At 72.1% G+C, this 15,337-nt stretch carries 16 protein-coding genes; 10 read left to right on the forward strand and 6 right to left on the reverse strand.

The window, feature by feature from the left end; translation table 11 throughout:
* The first annotated feature begins 272 nt into the window (after positions 1-272).
* The gene (locus tag ACFXC1_RS29315; protein ID WP_356017467.1) at positions 273-809 is read left to right on the forward strand and encodes an HNH endonuclease; all 537 of its coding nucleotides are present in this window, start codon (positions 273-275) and stop codon (positions 807-809) included.
* A gap of 95 nt (positions 810-904) precedes the next feature.
* On the opposite strand, the gene ACFXC1_RS29320 is transcribed toward ACFXC1_RS29315, so the two are convergent.
* The 3 genes from ACFXC1_RS29320 to ACFXC1_RS29330 are packed head-to-tail and all read right to left on the reverse strand — an operon-like array spanning position 905 to position 3,491.
* Positions 905-2,266, reverse strand: coding sequence for an FtsX-like permease family protein (locus ACFXC1_RS29320; RefSeq protein WP_381247846.1), 1,362 nt, complete (start codon positions 2,264-2,266; stop codon positions 905-907).
* On the reverse strand, positions 2,263-2,961 hold the full coding sequence (locus ACFXC1_RS29325) for an ABC transporter ATP-binding protein (protein WP_381247849.1): 699 nt from the start codon (positions 2,959-2,961) through the stop codon (positions 2,263-2,265). The genes ACFXC1_RS29320 and ACFXC1_RS29325 overlap by 4 nt, the downstream gene beginning before the upstream one ends.
* Positions 2,958-3,491 (reverse strand): PadR family transcriptional regulator, encoded by a 534-nt coding sequence (locus ACFXC1_RS29330; protein WP_381247852.1) that lies wholly within the window; start codon positions 3,489-3,491, stop codon positions 2,958-2,960. Before ACFXC1_RS29330 ends, ACFXC1_RS29325 begins: the two co-directional genes overlap by 4 nt.
* Positions 3,492-3,680: 189 nt before the next feature.
* Between ACFXC1_RS29330 and ACFXC1_RS29335 the strand changes: the two genes are divergently transcribed.
* From ACFXC1_RS29335 to ACFXC1_RS29355, 5 genes are all read left to right on the forward strand, one after another.
* Positions 3,681-3,923 (forward strand): hypothetical protein, encoded by a 243-nt coding sequence (locus ACFXC1_RS29335; protein WP_381247855.1) that lies wholly within the window; start codon positions 3,681-3,683, stop codon positions 3,921-3,923.
* Complete coding sequence (gene malQ, locus ACFXC1_RS29340) at positions 3,924-6,056, forward strand: 4-alpha-glucanotransferase (protein WP_381247858.1); 2,133 nt, start codon at positions 3,924-3,926, stop codon at positions 6,054-6,056.
* 66 nt (positions 6,057-6,122) lie between these two features.
* On the forward strand, positions 6,123-6,410 hold the full coding sequence (locus ACFXC1_RS29345; protein ID WP_381247861.1) for a hypothetical protein: 288 nt from the start codon (positions 6,123-6,125) through the stop codon (positions 6,408-6,410).
* 179 nt (positions 6,411-6,589) lie between these two features.
* The gene (locus ACFXC1_RS29350; RefSeq protein WP_381247863.1) at positions 6,590-6,907 is read left to right on the forward strand and encodes a cupin domain-containing protein; all 318 of its coding nucleotides are present in this window, start codon (positions 6,590-6,592) and stop codon (positions 6,905-6,907) included.
* A gap of 125 nt (positions 6,908-7,032) precedes the next feature.
* On the forward strand, positions 7,033-7,269 hold the full coding sequence (locus ACFXC1_RS29355) for a helix-turn-helix domain-containing protein (protein WP_381248412.1): 237 nt from the start codon (positions 7,033-7,035) through the stop codon (positions 7,267-7,269).
* Between the two features lie 24 nt (positions 7,270-7,293).
* Here the strand turns inward: ACFXC1_RS29355 and ACFXC1_RS29360 are convergent, their stop codons facing one another.
* Positions 7,294-7,818 carry a MarR family winged helix-turn-helix transcriptional regulator gene (locus ACFXC1_RS29360; protein WP_381247866.1) on the reverse strand — a complete coding sequence of 175 codons (525 nt, stop codon included), beginning with the start codon at positions 7,816-7,818 and terminating at the stop codon, positions 7,294-7,296.
* Between the two features lie 106 nt (positions 7,819-7,924).
* Here ACFXC1_RS29360 and ACFXC1_RS29365 point away from each other — a divergent pair, with 106 nt between their 5' ends.
* From ACFXC1_RS29365 to ACFXC1_RS29375, 3 genes are all read left to right on the forward strand, one after another.
* The gene (locus tag ACFXC1_RS29365; protein ID WP_381247869.1) at positions 7,925-8,992 is read left to right on the forward strand and encodes an EamA family transporter; all 1,068 of its coding nucleotides are present in this window, start codon (positions 7,925-7,927) and stop codon (positions 8,990-8,992) included.
* Positions 8,989-10,143 carry a sigma-70 family RNA polymerase sigma factor gene (locus ACFXC1_RS29370; protein WP_381248415.1) on the forward strand — a complete coding sequence of 385 codons (1,155 nt, stop codon included), beginning with the start codon at positions 8,989-8,991 and terminating at the stop codon, positions 10,141-10,143. Before ACFXC1_RS29365 ends, ACFXC1_RS29370 begins: the two co-directional genes overlap by 4 nt.
* Before the next feature lie 72 nt (positions 10,144-10,215).
* Entirely contained in the window at positions 10,216-10,989 is a 774-nt protein-coding gene (locus ACFXC1_RS29375) for an SDR family NAD(P)-dependent oxidoreductase (protein WP_381247872.1), read from the forward strand.
* A 56-nt stretch (positions 10,990-11,045) separates the two neighbouring features.
* On the opposite strand, the gene pepN is transcribed toward ACFXC1_RS29375, so the two are convergent.
* Positions 11,046-13,619 (reverse strand): aminopeptidase N, encoded by a 2,574-nt coding sequence (gene pepN, locus ACFXC1_RS29380; protein ID WP_381247875.1) that lies wholly within the window; start codon positions 13,617-13,619, stop codon positions 11,046-11,048.
* Positions 13,620-13,731: 112 nt separating this feature from the next.
* Here pepN and ACFXC1_RS29385 point away from each other — a divergent pair, with 112 nt between their 5' ends.
* Positions 13,732-14,226, forward strand: coding sequence for a DUF1203 domain-containing protein (locus ACFXC1_RS29385; RefSeq protein ID WP_381247878.1), 495 nt, complete (start codon positions 13,732-13,734; stop codon positions 14,224-14,226).
* 70 nt (positions 14,227-14,296) lie between these two features.
* Here the strand turns inward: ACFXC1_RS29385 and ACFXC1_RS29390 are convergent, their stop codons facing one another.
* Entirely contained in the window at positions 14,297-15,328 is a 1,032-nt protein-coding gene (locus ACFXC1_RS29390) for an aspartate-semialdehyde dehydrogenase (protein WP_381247880.1), read from the reverse strand.
* Positions 15,329-15,337 lie beyond the last annotated feature (9 nt).

Below are 15,337 nucleotides of genomic sequence, written 5' to 3' on the forward strand. Positions count from 1 at the left end.
TAGGTCACGAATAGGTCACCGTAGGGGCAGACCCACCACACTATCGGGGCAACGCGTGAGGATCGTTGCCGTCTTCGGGGGAGAGGCTGTGCTCAGCCGGGAAAGAACAGGTGGGACGAACCCACGGCCGTCCCGGGGATGGATCACATGTGGTCGAAAACACTCCCAGCCCGTTACCGGGACATGGTGGCGCTTCCACCAGGCATGAGGGGAGACTGACTACAGATCGTCCCGGCGCGAGCCACGCGCCGCCGACGCACAAGGAGGCATCCGTGCCGCATGTCCTGGTCCTCAACGCGTCGTACGAGCCACTCGGCGTCGTACCGCTCCGCCGCGCGCTCGTCCTCGTCCTGGAGAACAAGGCTGTCTCCCTGGAGGAATCCGGCGCCTATATGCACAGCGCAACCGTCACAGTCCCCGCACCCAGCGTGGTCCGGCTCAAGCGATTCGTGCGGGTTCCCTATCGGGGGCCCGTTCCTCTTACCCGGCGGGCGCTGTTCGCGCGCGACGGGGGCCGGTGCATGTACTGCGGTGGCGTCGCAACCAGCGTCGACCATGTCATTCCGCGCAGCCGCGGGGGCAAGCACGTCTGGGACAACGTGGTGGCGTCGTGCCGCCGCTGCAACCACGTGAAGGCCGACCGACATCTCTTCGAGATCGGCTGGCGGCTGCGCCACAAACCCGCCCCACCCACCGGCCTGGCCTGGCGCATCATCGGGACCGGGCACAGGGACCCGCGCTGGCTGCCGTACCTGCAGCCATACGGCGCGGAGGACGCGATGGCCCGGATCGACGGCATCTCCGCCTGACGATCCGGGCTTTTGTGTACCCCGCTACACCCGGTTCCGTACGACGGTACGGAGCGGTCCGCCCCGGGAGTCCCCTGTGCCCCCGGGGCGGACGGTCATGCGTAGCGCAGTTCGCCGGGACGCACCGAGCGGCGCAGCAGCGGCAGTGACGTGGCCGCCGCCAGCAGACAGGCCGCGTACACCGCGACCGGGACCAGCAGCGCGTCGTACGGCACCGGGACGGCCGTGTGCTCCGAGGCGGCGCTGCCGTACCAGACGCCGATCGTCAGGCCGCCGAGGCCCGCCAGCGTGAGCGCGGGTGCCAGCGGCACCGCGGTCTCCAGCAGGGTCGCCCGCGCGAGCACCGGGTACGGCACCCCGGCCGCCACCTGGGCGGCGAGCCCGCGGCGCCGGGTGGCGACGGACTCGGCGGTGCCGACGGCGAGCGCGGTCAGGACCAGGGCGAGCGCGAAGAGGAGCGCGAGGCCCACGAGGTTCAGCCCGTTCTCGTAGAACCCGATGCCCTTCGCGTACCGGTCCGCCCGGTCGCGCAGGACCGAGAGCAGCACCTGCCGTATCCCCATGAAGCCCGAGCCGACGACCGTCACGAGCAGTACCGCGGCGTGCGTACGGGCCGCCGCCCAGGGATCCTCGCGCAGGCGCTCCGCCGCGATCAGCAGCGCCGGGCGCTGGGCGCGGGCGGCCAGGCCCTCACCGAGCTGCCGGGCCGAGGCACCGGTCAGCCACACCGCGACGGCGCCGATCAGCAGGCACAGGCCGACGACCGTGAGCGGGGTGAGGGCGAACTGGAACGGCACGTCGTGGAAGGGCGTGGTCACGATGTACACCACCGTCAGCGCCAGCACCGCCGTCGCCACCCGGAACAGCCGCCCCGGGCCTTCGGCCGGCCGCAGCCGCCGCAGCCGCCCCAGGGGAGAGGTCACCACCCGGCGCAGCATCAGCGCGCTCACCGTCGCGCCCAGCACCGGCACTCCGACGGTCACCACGGCGATGCCCGCCCAGGCCAGGGGCACGGGGCTGTGCCACAGCCGCAACAGGGCCGGTACGGAGACGGCCGTGGCCACCGCCGAGCCCGCCAGACAGGCCAGCCCGGACTCCAGCGCCGCGATCCGCCGGGTCTGGCCGGGGGTGGCCCCCGCGAGCCGCAGGGCGGCCAGCCGCCGGTCGCGGTGCACAGCGCCGACGCGGGCGCACTGGCCCAGGAAGCCGAGCACCGGGATGAACAGCAGCAACAGCGCGGCGACCGTACCGATCCGGGTATCGGCCCTGTCGAGCAGCCCGCCGCCCACGGGCACGGTGTGGTGCCCCTTCAGCGGCAGCAGCGCGGCGACGACCAGACCGAGGCCGGTCGCCAGCGCCGCCCCGACAGCGGTGAGCAGGACGCGCCACCACTCCCGGCGGTCGGACCCCCGGGTGAGCAGCCAGGCCAGCCGGAGATCGGATCTCAGGGAACTCATGCCGTCACCCCCGCCCGCGCCACGGTTCCGTCCGCCAGCCGGATCTCGCGGTCCGCGTAGGCCGCGACCTGCGCGTCATGGGTGATCAGCAGGACCGCCGTACCGGACTCGCGGGCCGTGCCGACCAGGGCCGTCATCACCTGCTCGCTCGCCAGGGAGTCCAGGGCGCCGGTCGGTTCGTCCGCGAAGACGATCCGCGGGCCGGTCACCAGGGCCCGGGCGAGTGCGACCCGCTGGGCCTGGCCGCCGCTCAGCGCGCCGGGCCGCAGCTCGGCCTGCCCGCGCACCCCGAACCGCTCCAGCCACTCACCGGCCCGCTGCCGCGCCTCGGCGCGGGTGGCCCCGGCCAGCAGCAGGGGCAGGCCCACGTTGTCGGCGGCCGTCAGCTCGGGTATCAGCTGACCGAACTGGAAGACCACCCCGAACTCGGTCCGCCGCAGCTCACTGAGGCGCTTCTCCGGCAGCTCGTCCAGCCGCTCCCCGGCATACGTCACCGTCCCCTCGTCGGGGCGGACGATCCCGGCCAGGCAGTGCAGCAGGGTGCTCTTGCCGCTGCCGCTGGTCCCCGTGACGGCGAGGATCTCGCCGGCCGCCAGGTCGACCGAGGCGCCGTCCAGCGCCCGGGTCCTGCCGTGCGTCTTGGCGAGGTCCCGGGCCGTGAGCAGCGGCGCCGCCGTACCCCCGTTGTCGCTCATGCTGTGTCGACCTCCGCGGTCAGAGTGGTCAGCCGGGCCGCCGTCGTCGCCATCCAACGGAGGTCCGCGTCAAGGTGGTTGAGGGCGTAGTCCGCCGAGAGGACGGTCGCCAGGTCGGCGCCCTTGGCGGTCTTGAGCGCCGTGAGTTCGCGCATCCGCTCCATGTGGGCGGCGCGCTGGGCCCGGAGGTACGCCTCGGGGTCGCCGCCGGACAGGATCGAGACGACGACCTTGGCGAAGATCTCGTTCGTCACGAAGGGCGCGGGCGGCGCGATCTCCCCTGCCCAGTGGGCGAGTTCACGCGAACCCTCGGCGGTCGAGCGGTACGCCGTCCGCTCCGGGCCGCCGTCCGAGCCGGTGCCGTCGACCTCCGCGAGACCGTCCCGGACCAGGCGTTGCAGGGTCGTGTAGACCTGCCCGTAGGCCAGCGGGCGGGCTTGCGGGAAGCGTTCGTCGTGGCGTCGCTTGAGGTCGTAGCCGTGGCTCGGTCCTCCCGCGAGCAGGCCCAGCAGGATGTGGCGGGTGCTCATGGGCATCAGTATGCACTGAATACATGTACTGAGTGAATAGTGATCAGTAGGAAAGCAGCGGGTGTGCGGTACGGGAGTGGCCACGGTGCCGCCCGTACTCCAACCTGGAGGTCTGCCGTCGCGCCCACTGGGTAGGGCTGCGGTAACCGGACCGTCGCCCGACCCGACCATCCCGACAAGGAGGCCACCGTGGCCGCATCGGCATCACTTCCGCTCCCGGCCCGCTCCAAACGCACCGCGGAGCCCTCCGCCACCCTCGAACCCGAGCTCTTCCACGTCGACTCCGAGGGCGCCTGGGCCGAGACCCCGCTCACCAGCGAACCCCCGCTGACCGACGCCGAACCCCTCACCAGCGAGCCGCCACTCGCCGACACGGCCCCGCTCACCAGCGAGTCCGCGGTGTTCGCCGACCCGGACTCGACGAGGCCCTAGATGACAGCACCCCGGCCGGTCGAAGCCCTCGGCGAGGAGTTGTCCCGGCTCGCCGAACTGCACGGCGTCGCCACCGCCTACAGCCCCTCCCCGGACCGCGCGGTCCCGGCCTCGCCCGGCGCCGTCGTCGCCGTACTGGCCGCCCTCGGCGTCGACGCGAGCACCCCGCAGGCGGTACGCGCCGCGCTCGCCGCCCGCCAACAGGAGTCGGCCGAACGGCTGTTGCCGCCCACCGTCGTGGCCCGGCACGGCAGCACCCCCGCCGCGCTCGACGCGCTGCCCGAGGGCACCCGGCTGCACATCGAGACCGAACAGGGCGAGACCCGCACGGGCGTCGAGCAACTCCCGCCCGGAGTCCACCACTTGACCGCCACCGCCCCGAACGGCCGCAGCGCCGAGGCCCATCTCGTCATCGCCCCGGACCGGTTGCCGACGCCCGCCGGACGGTCGTACGGGCTGATGGTGCAGGTCTACTCGCTGCTCTCCCGGCACTCCTGGGGCATGGGCGACCTCGGCGACCTGGGCGAGTTGGCCGCCTGGGCCGGGCGGGCGCTCGGCGCCGGATTCGTGCAGGTCAACCCCTTGCACGCGGCCGTGCCCGGCGCCCCCACCGACCCCTCGCCCTACCGCCCCTCCTCGCGCCGCTTCCCCGACCCGGTATATCTGCGGGTCGAGGACGTCCCCGAGTTCGCGTACGTCGAGGAGCACGAGCAGGTGCGCGGGCTCCTCGAACGAGCCGCGCGGCTGCGTGAATCCGTGCTGGAGAAGGGCGCGTTGATCGACCGCGACGCCGTGTGGGAGCTCAAGCGGGAGGCGCTGGAACTGGTGCGCCAGGTGCCGCTCGGGCCCGGACGGCGGGCCGCCTACGCCGACTTCCTCGCCCGCGAGGGCGAGGCGCTGGAGGACCACGCCACCTGGTCCGCCCTGGCCGAGGTGCACGGTTCGGACTGGCACCGGTGGCCCGCCGGTCTGCGCGACCCCCGATCGCCCGAAACCGCCCGCGCCCGCGCCGAGTTGATGGACCGCGTCGACTTCCACTCCCGCCTCGCCTGGCTCACCGACACCCAACTCACCGCAGCCCAAAGGTCCGCACGGGAAGCGGGCATGCCGCTCGGAGTCGTGCACGACCTCGCCGTGGGCGTGCATCCCGACGGCGCCGACGCCTGGGCGCAGCAGGACCACTTCGCAGCCGGCATGTCGGTCGGCGCGCCTCCCGACGCCTTCAACTCCCTCGGCCAGGACTGGGGTTTGCCCCCCTGGCGCCCCGACCGCCTCGCCGAGTCGGGCTACGCCCCCTACCGCCGTCTGCTCCGCGCGCTCTTCCGCTACGCCGGCGCCCTGCGCATCGACCACGTCATGGGCCTGTTCCGCCTGTGGTGGGTCCCCCAGGGCCGCCCGCCCACCGAGGGCACCTACGTCCGCTACGACGCCGAGGCCATGCTCGCGATCCTCGCGCTGGAGGCCTCCCGCGCCGGGTCGGTGGTGATCGGCGAGGACCTGGGGACCGTGGAGCCGGGTGTGCGCGAGGAGTTGCAGGAGCGCGGGGTGCTCGGCACGTCGGTGCTGTGGTTCGAACGGGACTGGGACGGCGACGGCCGGCCCCTCGCGCCCGAGCAGTGGCGCGCCGACTGCCTCGCCACCGCCACCACCCACGACCTGCCGCCCACCGCGGCCCGGCTCACCGGCGAACACGTCGAACTCCGGCACCGGCTGGGCCTGTTGACCCGCCCGGTGGAGGAGGAGCGCGTCGAGTCCGCCACCGATGTGGGGGAGTGGCTGGCCCTGCTGGCCCGGCTCGGCCTCTACGAACCCGCGACGGGCGGCGGGCGGCCCGCGTCCGAGGAGGAGGCGGAGATCCACGCCGTCCACCGCTTCCTGCTCCGCACCCCCGCCCGCATGATCGGCGTCTGGCTCCCCGACACGATCGGCGACCGCCGCCCGCAGAACCTCCCCGGCACCTGGGACCAGTACCCGAACTGGCGCCTCCCGGTCGCCGACGCGGAGGGCCGGCCCGTGACCCTGGAGGAACTCGCCGCGTCCCCGAGGCTGCACGCGCTGGTGGATGTGCTGCGGGCGGGGTTGGAGACCGGTACGGAAGGGGGCTCGGGCGGGGGCGCGGAAGGGGGGCCGTGACGCCCGTACGCCCCATACGGCACCCCCGGGCGCGCGGCTCGTTCGGGCGTTCGCTACTTTTGCGTTGTGGACAAGAAGAACGCCCTGCGCGCCGGTGCCCTGGTTGCCGGTACGACGCTGATGATGCTGCTCATGACGTCCCCCGCGCTCGCGCTCACCCGCGACGACGGTGACGACCCGGGCAACGGCCTGAGCGTCGCCGAGACGCTGGGGCTCTTTGTCCTGTGCCCGCTGGCCCTGTTCGCGATCATCGCGGGCCTGGTGCTGGTGCTGGACAAGTCCAAGGACCGTGCGCCGAAGGCCAAGTCCACCACGAAGACCGGCGCCGGCACCGCCGCCGACGCGAAGGTCTGACCTCACGTTTCACGAGGGCGTCCACCTCACCACGACGGTGCGGCGGACGCCCTCGGCGTGTTCTCCCGCCGGTCAGATCATGAACGTGGGCTGTCCGGCGATGCCGAGCAGGCTGCGGCCGTAGATCTCGCGGCCGAGATCGGGGTTGACGACGCCGTGGCGTTGCGCGGTTCGCCCTCGTGCCGGCCGGCGTAGGCGCCGGCCAGGACACCGGCCGGCGGGCCGACCTGGGCCCCGGCACCCTCCGTGTCCGTGACCTGCACACCTTCTGGCAGTTCGCCTACACCGCACCGACCGACTGCCGGGTGCTCATCGTGCCCAGGGCCGGCCTGCTCGACCATCTGCACCGGACCCGGCTGCCGGCCCTGACCGTCGCTCCCGTCACGGCCCCGGAGTCCCGGCTGTTCCTCGCCCATCCCGACGCCGCCTGGTCCCTCGCGGACCAGCTCGGCCCGGCGGCCACGCACGCGGCCGGCGAGGCGTTGGCCGGCTGCTGACCGGACTCATCCGCACCCACGCAACCGTCGCGGTCCCGCTCCGGTCGCCGAGGGCCGCGGCCGCCGCCTGCGCCGGCAGCCGGCTGAGGGACCCGGAGCTGACCCCGGCCGCCATCGCCCGGGCGCTGAACGTCTCCGTCCGCACCCTCCACCGGGCCTTCGCGGACGGCGAGTCCGTCATGGCCCATGTGCGCCGCCGCCGTCTCGAAGGCGCCCGCCGCGAACTCGGCCTTCCGGGCAGCCCGTACACCGTCGCCGACATCGCGGCACGCCGGCAGTTCGCCGACCCCAGCCATTTCCGCCGCGTCTACCGCGGCACGTACGGGCAGTCGCCCCGGCGACCGGGCGACCGAAGCGCCTGACACGGCGGGCTCCTCGAAGCGATGTCACTCCCGCGCGGCGGCCGCCGTCCCGTTCAGCAACTCCCGTAGTAGATCGGCAAGTTGTCCGGCCCGTTCCTCGTCCAGCGCGGCGGACAGGGCCTTCTGCTGGGCTGCCAGTCCCGCGTCGACCGCCTCGTCGATCAGCGTCAACCCCTTCTCCGTCAGGGTCACTTGGAGCCCGCGCCGGTCGTGCGGGTCGGGGGAGCGGCGGAGCAGGCCGGCCCGTTCCAGTTTGTCGAGGCGGCCGGTCATGCCGCCTGTGGTGAGCATCAGCGTCGCCGAGAGCTGGCGCGGCGAGAGGGTGTACGGCTCGCCGGCGCGGCGCAGGGTCGCGAGGACGTCGAACTCGCCGCGCGAGATGCCGTGCGGCGCGTAGGCCTTCTCCATGCTGTCGCCCATGGCCCGGGAGAGCCGGAAGATCCGCCCGAAGACCTCCATCGCGGCGGTGTCCAGGTCGGGCCGCACCACCGCCCACTGCTCGACGATCGCGTCGACGGGGTCCTTGCGCTGCTCGGGGCGTGCACTCATGGGTCGAGTATCGGCCGGTCGACGGGTCGACCGCAAGAAAGTGACTTGACGGAAAGTTGCTTGCGGCTAAGCTAATTAACGGCAAGCTACTTCTGAAGGAGATGGCATGAACCGCTCCGCCACCATCGTCCTCACCGCCCTCGCCCCCGTCTCCTGGGGCACCACCTACGCCGTCACCACCCAGTTCCTTCCGCCCGACCGCCCCCTCTTCACCGGCCTGATGCGCGCCCTCCCCGCCGGTCTCGTGCTCCTCGCGCTGGCCCGGGTGCTGCCGCGCGGGGCCTGGTGGTGGAAGGCGACGGTGCTCGGCGCGCTGAACATCGGGGCCTTCTTCCCGCTGCTGTTCCTGTCCGCGTACCGGCTCCCCGGCGGGATGGCGGCGGTCGTCGGCTCGATCGGGCCGCTGATCGTCGTGGGCCTCTCGGCGGTCCTGCTGGGGCAGCGGCCCACGGCCCGGAGCGTGCTCACCGGTGCCCTCGCGGCCTTCGGCGTCAGTCTCGTCGTACTGAAGGCGGCCGGCGCGCTCGACCCGGTCGGCGTGCTCGCGGCCTTCGCGTCCACGGCCTCCATGTCCACCGGCACCGTGCTGACCAAGCGGTGGGGCCGCCCGGACGGCGTCGGCCCGCTCGCCCTCACCGGCTGGCAGCTCACCGCGGGCGGCCTGCTGACAGCCCCCGTCGCCTTCCTGGCCGAGGGGGCGCCGCCCGCGCTCGACGGGCGGGCGGTCGGCGGCTATCTGTACCTCGCGCTGGCGAACACGGCGGTCGCGTACTGGCTCTGGTTCCGCGGCATCGGCCGGCTCTCCGCCACCCAGGTCACCCTCCTCGGCCCGCTGTCCCCGCTGACCGCTGCCGTCGTCGGCTGGGCGGCGCTGGGGCAGGCGCTCACACCGCTGCAGCTCGCCGGGATGGCGCTGGCGTTCGGGGCGACGGTCGCCGGACAGATCGGGGCGCGTCCCCCGTCCGTTCCCGTCCGGGAGGTAGCGTCACGCGGGAACGCCGTGACGCAACGCCGGAGGCGCCCGTGGCCGATAAATCCTGCCCCAGCTGTGGCAAGCCGCTCACCGCGCGGGCGGGCCGTACCGGTCGGCGTTCCGTCTACTGCTCCGCCGCCTGCCGGCAGAAGGCCTACCGGGAGCGGCAGGGGAGTGCCGAGCCAGGTGTCGACGGACTGATCAAGGAGATCGGGCGGCAGGTGGAGCAGCTGGTGCCGCAGCCGCCCTCCGTCCTCTACTCCGGGGTGACGGAACTGTCCTCGTCCGTCGCGCGGCTGAGGCGGGTGGCCCGTACGGCGCGTGACACCGCTCAGGAATCCGTCACCCGCACGGCCGTTACGGAAGTCCCGGTGGACGAAGGCGACTTCGCCGCGCTCGTCGAGTCCCACCGTCGTGAGATCCAGGTCCACTGCTACCGCATGACCGGGTCGTACGACGATGCCGAGGACCTGGTGCAGGAGACGTTCCTGCGGGCCTGGCGGGCCCGGGACACCTTTCAGGGGCGGGCCGGTGCCCGTACCTGGCTGTATCGCATCGCCACCAACGCCTGCCTGGACTTCCAGCGCCGTACGGCCCGCCGCCCCAAGCGCTACGAGCCGCTGCCCGGCATGAACCACGGTGGCGGGGAGCCGCCCGCCCGTATCACCTGGCTACAGCCCTACCCCGACGACGAGTTGCCCTCCGCCTCCGCCGAGGAGCAGCCGGAGGCCGCCGCCGTCTCCCGGGAGACCCTCGAACTGGTCTTCCTGGCCGCCGTCCAGCATCTCCCGCCGCGCCAGCGCGCGGTGCTGGTGCTGCGCGATGTGCTCGGGCTGACCGCCGTCGAGACCGGCGAGGCCCTCGACATGACCGTGGCCTCGGTCAACAGCGCGCTGCAACGCGCCCGCCCCACCCTGCGCGACCGGCTCCCCGGCCGGCGTGCGGACTGGACGGCCGAGGGACCCACCGAGCATCAACGCGCCCTGGTCAAGCGGTACATGGCCGCCGCCGAACGCCTCGACCTGTCCGAGGTCGCCGCGCTGCTCAGCGAGGACGTCACCCTCACCATGCCGCCGAACCCGTTCTGGTTCACCGGCCGCGACGCGCTCGTGGAGTTCCTGAGCGTCAGCCTCGACCCCAACTCGCCCATGTTCCTCGGACATTGGCGTCATCTCCCCGCCCGCGCCAACGGGCAGCTCGCGGCCGGGGGTTACGTCCGACGGCCCGGAACGACCGTCTACCGCGCGCAGGTTCTCGACGTGCTCCGCTTCGGCGCCGACGACCGGATCGTGGAGATCACCTCCTTCGAACCGCACCTGTTCCCGGCCTTCGGACTGCCCCTGCGGCTGTGACCGATGAGTGGTGGGCCCCGCGTGCGTCTGTACAGCCGACTCGAACGACACCCGACCCACAAGGAGATCACCATGCTGCTCACCGACAGGACCGCGGTCGTCTACGGCGCCGGCGGCTCGATCGGCGGCGCGGTCGCCCGTGCCTTCGCCGCCGAGGGCGCCCGCGTCCACCTTGTGGGACGCACCCTGGAGACGCTGGAGGCCGTGGCCGCCGACATCGAGAAAACGGGCCTCAAGGACGCCGAGGTGGCCGTCGTCGACGCGCTCGACGAGACGGCCGTGGAGGAACACCTCGCCCGGGTCGGGGACGTGGACGTGTCCTTCAACCTCGTCTCGCGCGGCGACGTTCAGGGCCTGCCCATCACCGACATGCCCGTCGACGACTTCCTGGCGCCGGTGATCAACGGCACCCGCGCCAACTTCATCACCGCCCGCGCCGCCGCCCGCCGCATGGCCGAGCGCGGCTCCGGTGTCGTCCTCACCCTCAACAGCGGTTCCGCGCACGGCAGTCCGATGATGGGCGGCACCGGTCCGGCCGACGCGGCGACCGACAGCCTGGTGCGCAACCTGGCGATGGAGCTGGGCCCGCGCGGGGTGCGCGCGGTCGGGATCTGGGCCGCGGGCATCCCCGAGACGCTCACCGTCGAGAAGCTCGGCAAGGTCAACCCCGGCCTCAATGAGGCGGCGATCCAGGGGATCCTGGACCACCTGTCGAGCCTGCGCATGACCCGCCGCAACCCCACCCTCGCCGAGATCACCGCGACCGCCGTGTTCCTCGCCTCGGACCATGCGGCGAGCATCACCGGCACGTTCGTGAATGTCACGGGCGGGATGTTCCCGGGGTGACGGCAAAGGGCGCCCGGCGTCACGCCGGGCGCCCCTCATGGCCGTAGAAGAAGTGACTACGAAGCAGCCGCGTCCGCGGCCTGGGCCTTCAGGGCGCGCTCCACGCCCGAGCGGGACTCCGAGACCAGGCGGCGGAGGGCCGCGTTGGGCTCGGCGGCCGTCAGCCACGCGTCCGTGCGGTCCAGGGTGTCCTGGGAGACCTGGATCGACGGGTAGAGGCCGACCGCGATCTGCTGGGCGATCTCGTGCGAACGGGCGTCCCAGATCTCCTTGACCGCCGCGAAGTACTTCTCCGTGTACGGCGCCAGCAGTTCGCGCTGGTCGGTCTGGACGAAGCCCGAGATCACCGCCTCCTGAAGGGCGTTGGGGAGCTTGTCGGACTCGACGACCTGTGCCCAGGCCTCCGCCTTCGCCTCCTCGGTCGGGCGGGCGGCACGGGCGGTCGCCGCGTGGCGCTCACCGGCGGCCGTCTTGTCCCGCTCGTACTCGCCGGCGATCTCCGACTCGTCGAACCGGCCCACGGACGCGAGGCGTTCGACGAACGCCCAGCGCAGCTCGGTGTCGACGGCCAGGCCCTCGATGGTCTGCGTGCCCTCCAACAGGGCGTCCAGCAGGTCGAGTTGCTCCGGGGTGCGGGCCGTGGCGGCGAACGCGCGGGCCCACGCCAGCTGGTGGTCGCTGCCCGCCTCGGCGGAGCGCAGGTGCGCCAGCGTGGCGTCCGTCCAGCGGGTGAGCAGGGCCTCCCGGGCGGCCGGGTCGGCGTACAGCTCGATCGCCAGCTTCACCTGCCGTTGCAGCGACTGCACGACACCGATGTCGGACTCCTTGCCGATGCCCGACAGGACGAGGGAGAGGTAGTCGCGGGTGGCGAGTTCGGCGTCGCGGGTCATGTCCCAGGCCGAGGCCCAGCACAGGGCGCGGGGGAGGGAGGACTCGAAGTCGCCCAGGTGCTCGGTGACGAAGGCCAGTGACTGCTCGTCGAGGCGGACCTTCGCGTACGACAGGTCGTCGTCGTTGAGCAGGACGACATCCGGACGGCGCTTGCCGACCAGTTGCGGTACGGCGGTCAACTCGCCGTCCACGTCCAGCTCGACGCGCTCGTCACGCACCAACTTGCCGGTCTCTTCGTCGAGTTCGTAGAGGCCGACCGCGATCCGGTGCGGGCGCAGGGTCGGTTCGCCCTTGGCGCCGGTGGGCAGTGCCGGGGCCTCCTGGCGGATCGCGAAGGCGGTGATCACGCCGTCGGCGTCCGTCTCGATCTCCGGGCGCAGGATGTTGATGCCGGCGGTCTGCAGCCACGCCTTCGACCAGGCGCTCAGGTCGCGCCCGGAGGTCTCCTCCAGCGCGCCGAGCAGGTCGGACAGACGGGTGTTGCCGTACGCGTGGCGCTTGAAGTACGCCTGCACGCCCGCGAAGAACTCGTCCATGCCGACGTACGCGACGAGCTGCTTCAGGACGCTCGCGCCCTTGGCGTACGTGATGCCGTCGAAGTTGACGAGGACGTCGTCCAGGTCGCGGATCTCGGCCATGATCGGGTGCGTGGACGGCAGTTGGTCCTGCCGGTACGCCCAGGTCTTCATCGAGTTGGCGAACGTCGTCCACGAGTGCGGCCAGCGCGAGTCCGGCGCGTACGCCTGGCAGGCGATGGAGGTGTACGTGGCGAACGACTCGTTCAGCCACAGGTCGTTCCACCACTCCATGGTCACGAGGTCGCCGAACCACATGTGGGCCAGCTCGTGCAGGATCGTCTCCGCGCGCACCTCGTAGGCGGCGTCGGTCACCTTGGAACGGAAGACGTACTGGTCCCGGATGGTGACGGCACCGGCGTTCTCCATCGCGCCCGCGTTGAACTCCGGGACGAACAGCTGGTCGTACTTCTTGAAGGGGTACGCGTAGGCGAACTTCTCCTGGAACCAGTCGAATCCCTGCCGCGTCACCTCGAAGATCGCGTCGGAGTCGAGGTACTCGGCGAGCGAGGGCCGGCAGTAGATGCCGAGCGGGACGGACTGCCCGTCCTTCTCGTACACGCTGTGGACCGAGTGGTACGGCCCGACGATGAGCGCCGTGATGTACGTCGAGATGCGGGGCGTCGGCTCGAACACCCAGGTGTCGTCCCGGGGTTCGGGCGTCGGGGAGTTGGAGATGACGGTCCAGCCCGTCGGCGCCTTCACGGTGAACTGGAAGGTGGCCTTCAGGTCCGGCTGCTCGAAGCTCGCGAACACGCGGCGCGCGTCCGGGACCTCGAACTGGGTGTAGAGGTACGCCTGTTGGTCGACCGGGTCGACGAACCGGTGCAGTCCCTCACCGGTGTTGGTGTAGGCGCAGTCCGCGACCACGCGCAGGACGTTGGGCCCTTCCAACAGCCCGGCCAGCGCGATCCGCGAGTCCTTGAAGACCTCTTCCGGGTCGAGCGGGTCACCGTTCAGCGTCACCTCGTGGACGGCCGGGGCGACCAGGTCGATGAAGGACTCGGTGCCGCCCTCCGTCACATCGAAGCGCACCGTCGTCGCGGACCTGTAGGTCCCGCCCTCCTGCGCGCCGGAGAGGTCGAGATCGATCTCGTACGAGTCAACGGTGAGCAGCGTCGCCCGCTGCTGCGCCTCTTCGCGAGTCAGGTTTGTGCCAGGCACGCGGTCATCTCCTCGTTATGTGTGGGTTGCGCCATCCTTCCACGGGACCTGACCGGAACGCGATGTCCGTATCCCGCCGGTCAGCGGGGCGGACGAGCGCGAGCCTGGAGTCATGACGACGTACACGGCACGACCCATCGACCCCACGGTTCTGAAGGAGCTGCGCTCTGCTGACGATGCGGGGCGCGGAATGGTTCCCGCGACGGATGAGGAGGGCGGCGCTCCGCTCCGCTGCTGCCTGCGCCGCAGCGAACAGGGTGAGCGGATCGCCCTCGTCTCGTACGCCCCGCTGCGGCGGTGGGCGGCGGAGACGGGGGCGGATCCGGGGGCGTACGACGAGCAGGGGCCGGTGTTCGTCCACGCGGAGGAGTGCGGGGGGCCGGCGACCAGCTCCGGGTACCCCTTCGCGGACGCCCATCGGGTGCTGCGGCGCTACTCGGCCGACGGCCGCATCCTCGGGGGCGAGCTGGTCGACAGCCTCGGCGACGGGGCCTTCCAGAGGGCCTTCGACGACCCGTCCGTGGTTCTGGTCCACGTCAGGGCCGTCGAGTACGGCTGCTTCTTCTACGAGGTACAGCGGCCCGAAATCAGCCCCTCCGGCGTCTGAGGAGCGGGGTCTGGGGCGGAGCCCCGGAAGGATGGGACGGGTAGGGGCGGCGGGGGCGAGGAAAACCGGGTCAGCCCTGGAGCTCCGCCGCCACCAGCTCCGCGATCTGTACCGCGTTCAGCGCGGCGCCCTTGCGGAGGTTGTCGTTGGAGATGAAGAGGGCGAGGCCGTTCTCGACCGTCTCGTCGGCGCGGATGCGGCCGACGTAGGACGGGTCCTGGCCGGCGGCCTGGAGGGGGGTCGGGATGTCGGAGAGGGCCACGCCCGGGGCGCCGCCGAGGAGTTCCGTGGCGCGCTCGACGGAGATCGGGCGGGCGAAACGGGCGTTGACCTGGAGCGAGTGGCCCGAGAAGACCGGGACCCGGACACACGTTCCGGACACCTTGAGCTCCGGGATCTCCAGGATCTTGCGGGACTCGTTGCGGAGCTTCTGCTCCTCGTCGGTCTCGTTCAGGCCGTCGTCGACGATCGAGCCGGCGAACGGGATCACGTTGAAGGCGATGGGCCGCTTGTAGACCTGCGGCTCGGGGAAGTCGACCGCGCTGCCGTCGTGCGTGAGCTTGTCCGCGTCGGCGACGACCTTCAGCGCCTGGCCGTGCAGTTCGGCAACGCCGGCCACACCGGAACCGGACACGGCCTGGTAGGTGGCGACGACCAGCGCCTCCAGCCCCGCCTCCGCGTGCAGCGGCTTCAGGACCGGCATCGCGGCCATCGTCGTGCAGTTCGGGTTGGCGATGATGCCCTTGGGACGGTCCACGATCGCGTGCGGGTTCACCTCGGAGACCACGAGGGGTACGTCCGGGTCCTTGCGCCAGGCGGAGGAGTTGTCGATGACGACCGCGCCCTGCGAGGCGACCTTCTCGGCCAGCGCCTTCGAGGTCGCGCCGCCCGCCGAGAACAGCACGATGTCGAGGCCGGAGTAGTCCGCCGTCGCCGCGTCCTCCACCGTCACACCGTCGAGGACCGTCCCCGCCGAACGGGCCGAGGCGAACAGACGCAGCTCGGTCGTCGGGCCCAGAGAATTAAATGCAGCCCGCTCGACGAGGATCCTGCGCATGACCGTGCCGACCTGACCGGTGGCTCCGACGATTCCGACCCTCACAGCGACTCC

The organism is Streptomyces hokutonensis (assembly GCF_042751305.1).
In the GTDB taxonomy this organism is placed as follows: Bacteria; Actinomycetota; Actinomycetes; order Streptomycetales; family Streptomycetaceae; genus Streptomyces; species Streptomyces hokutonensis_A.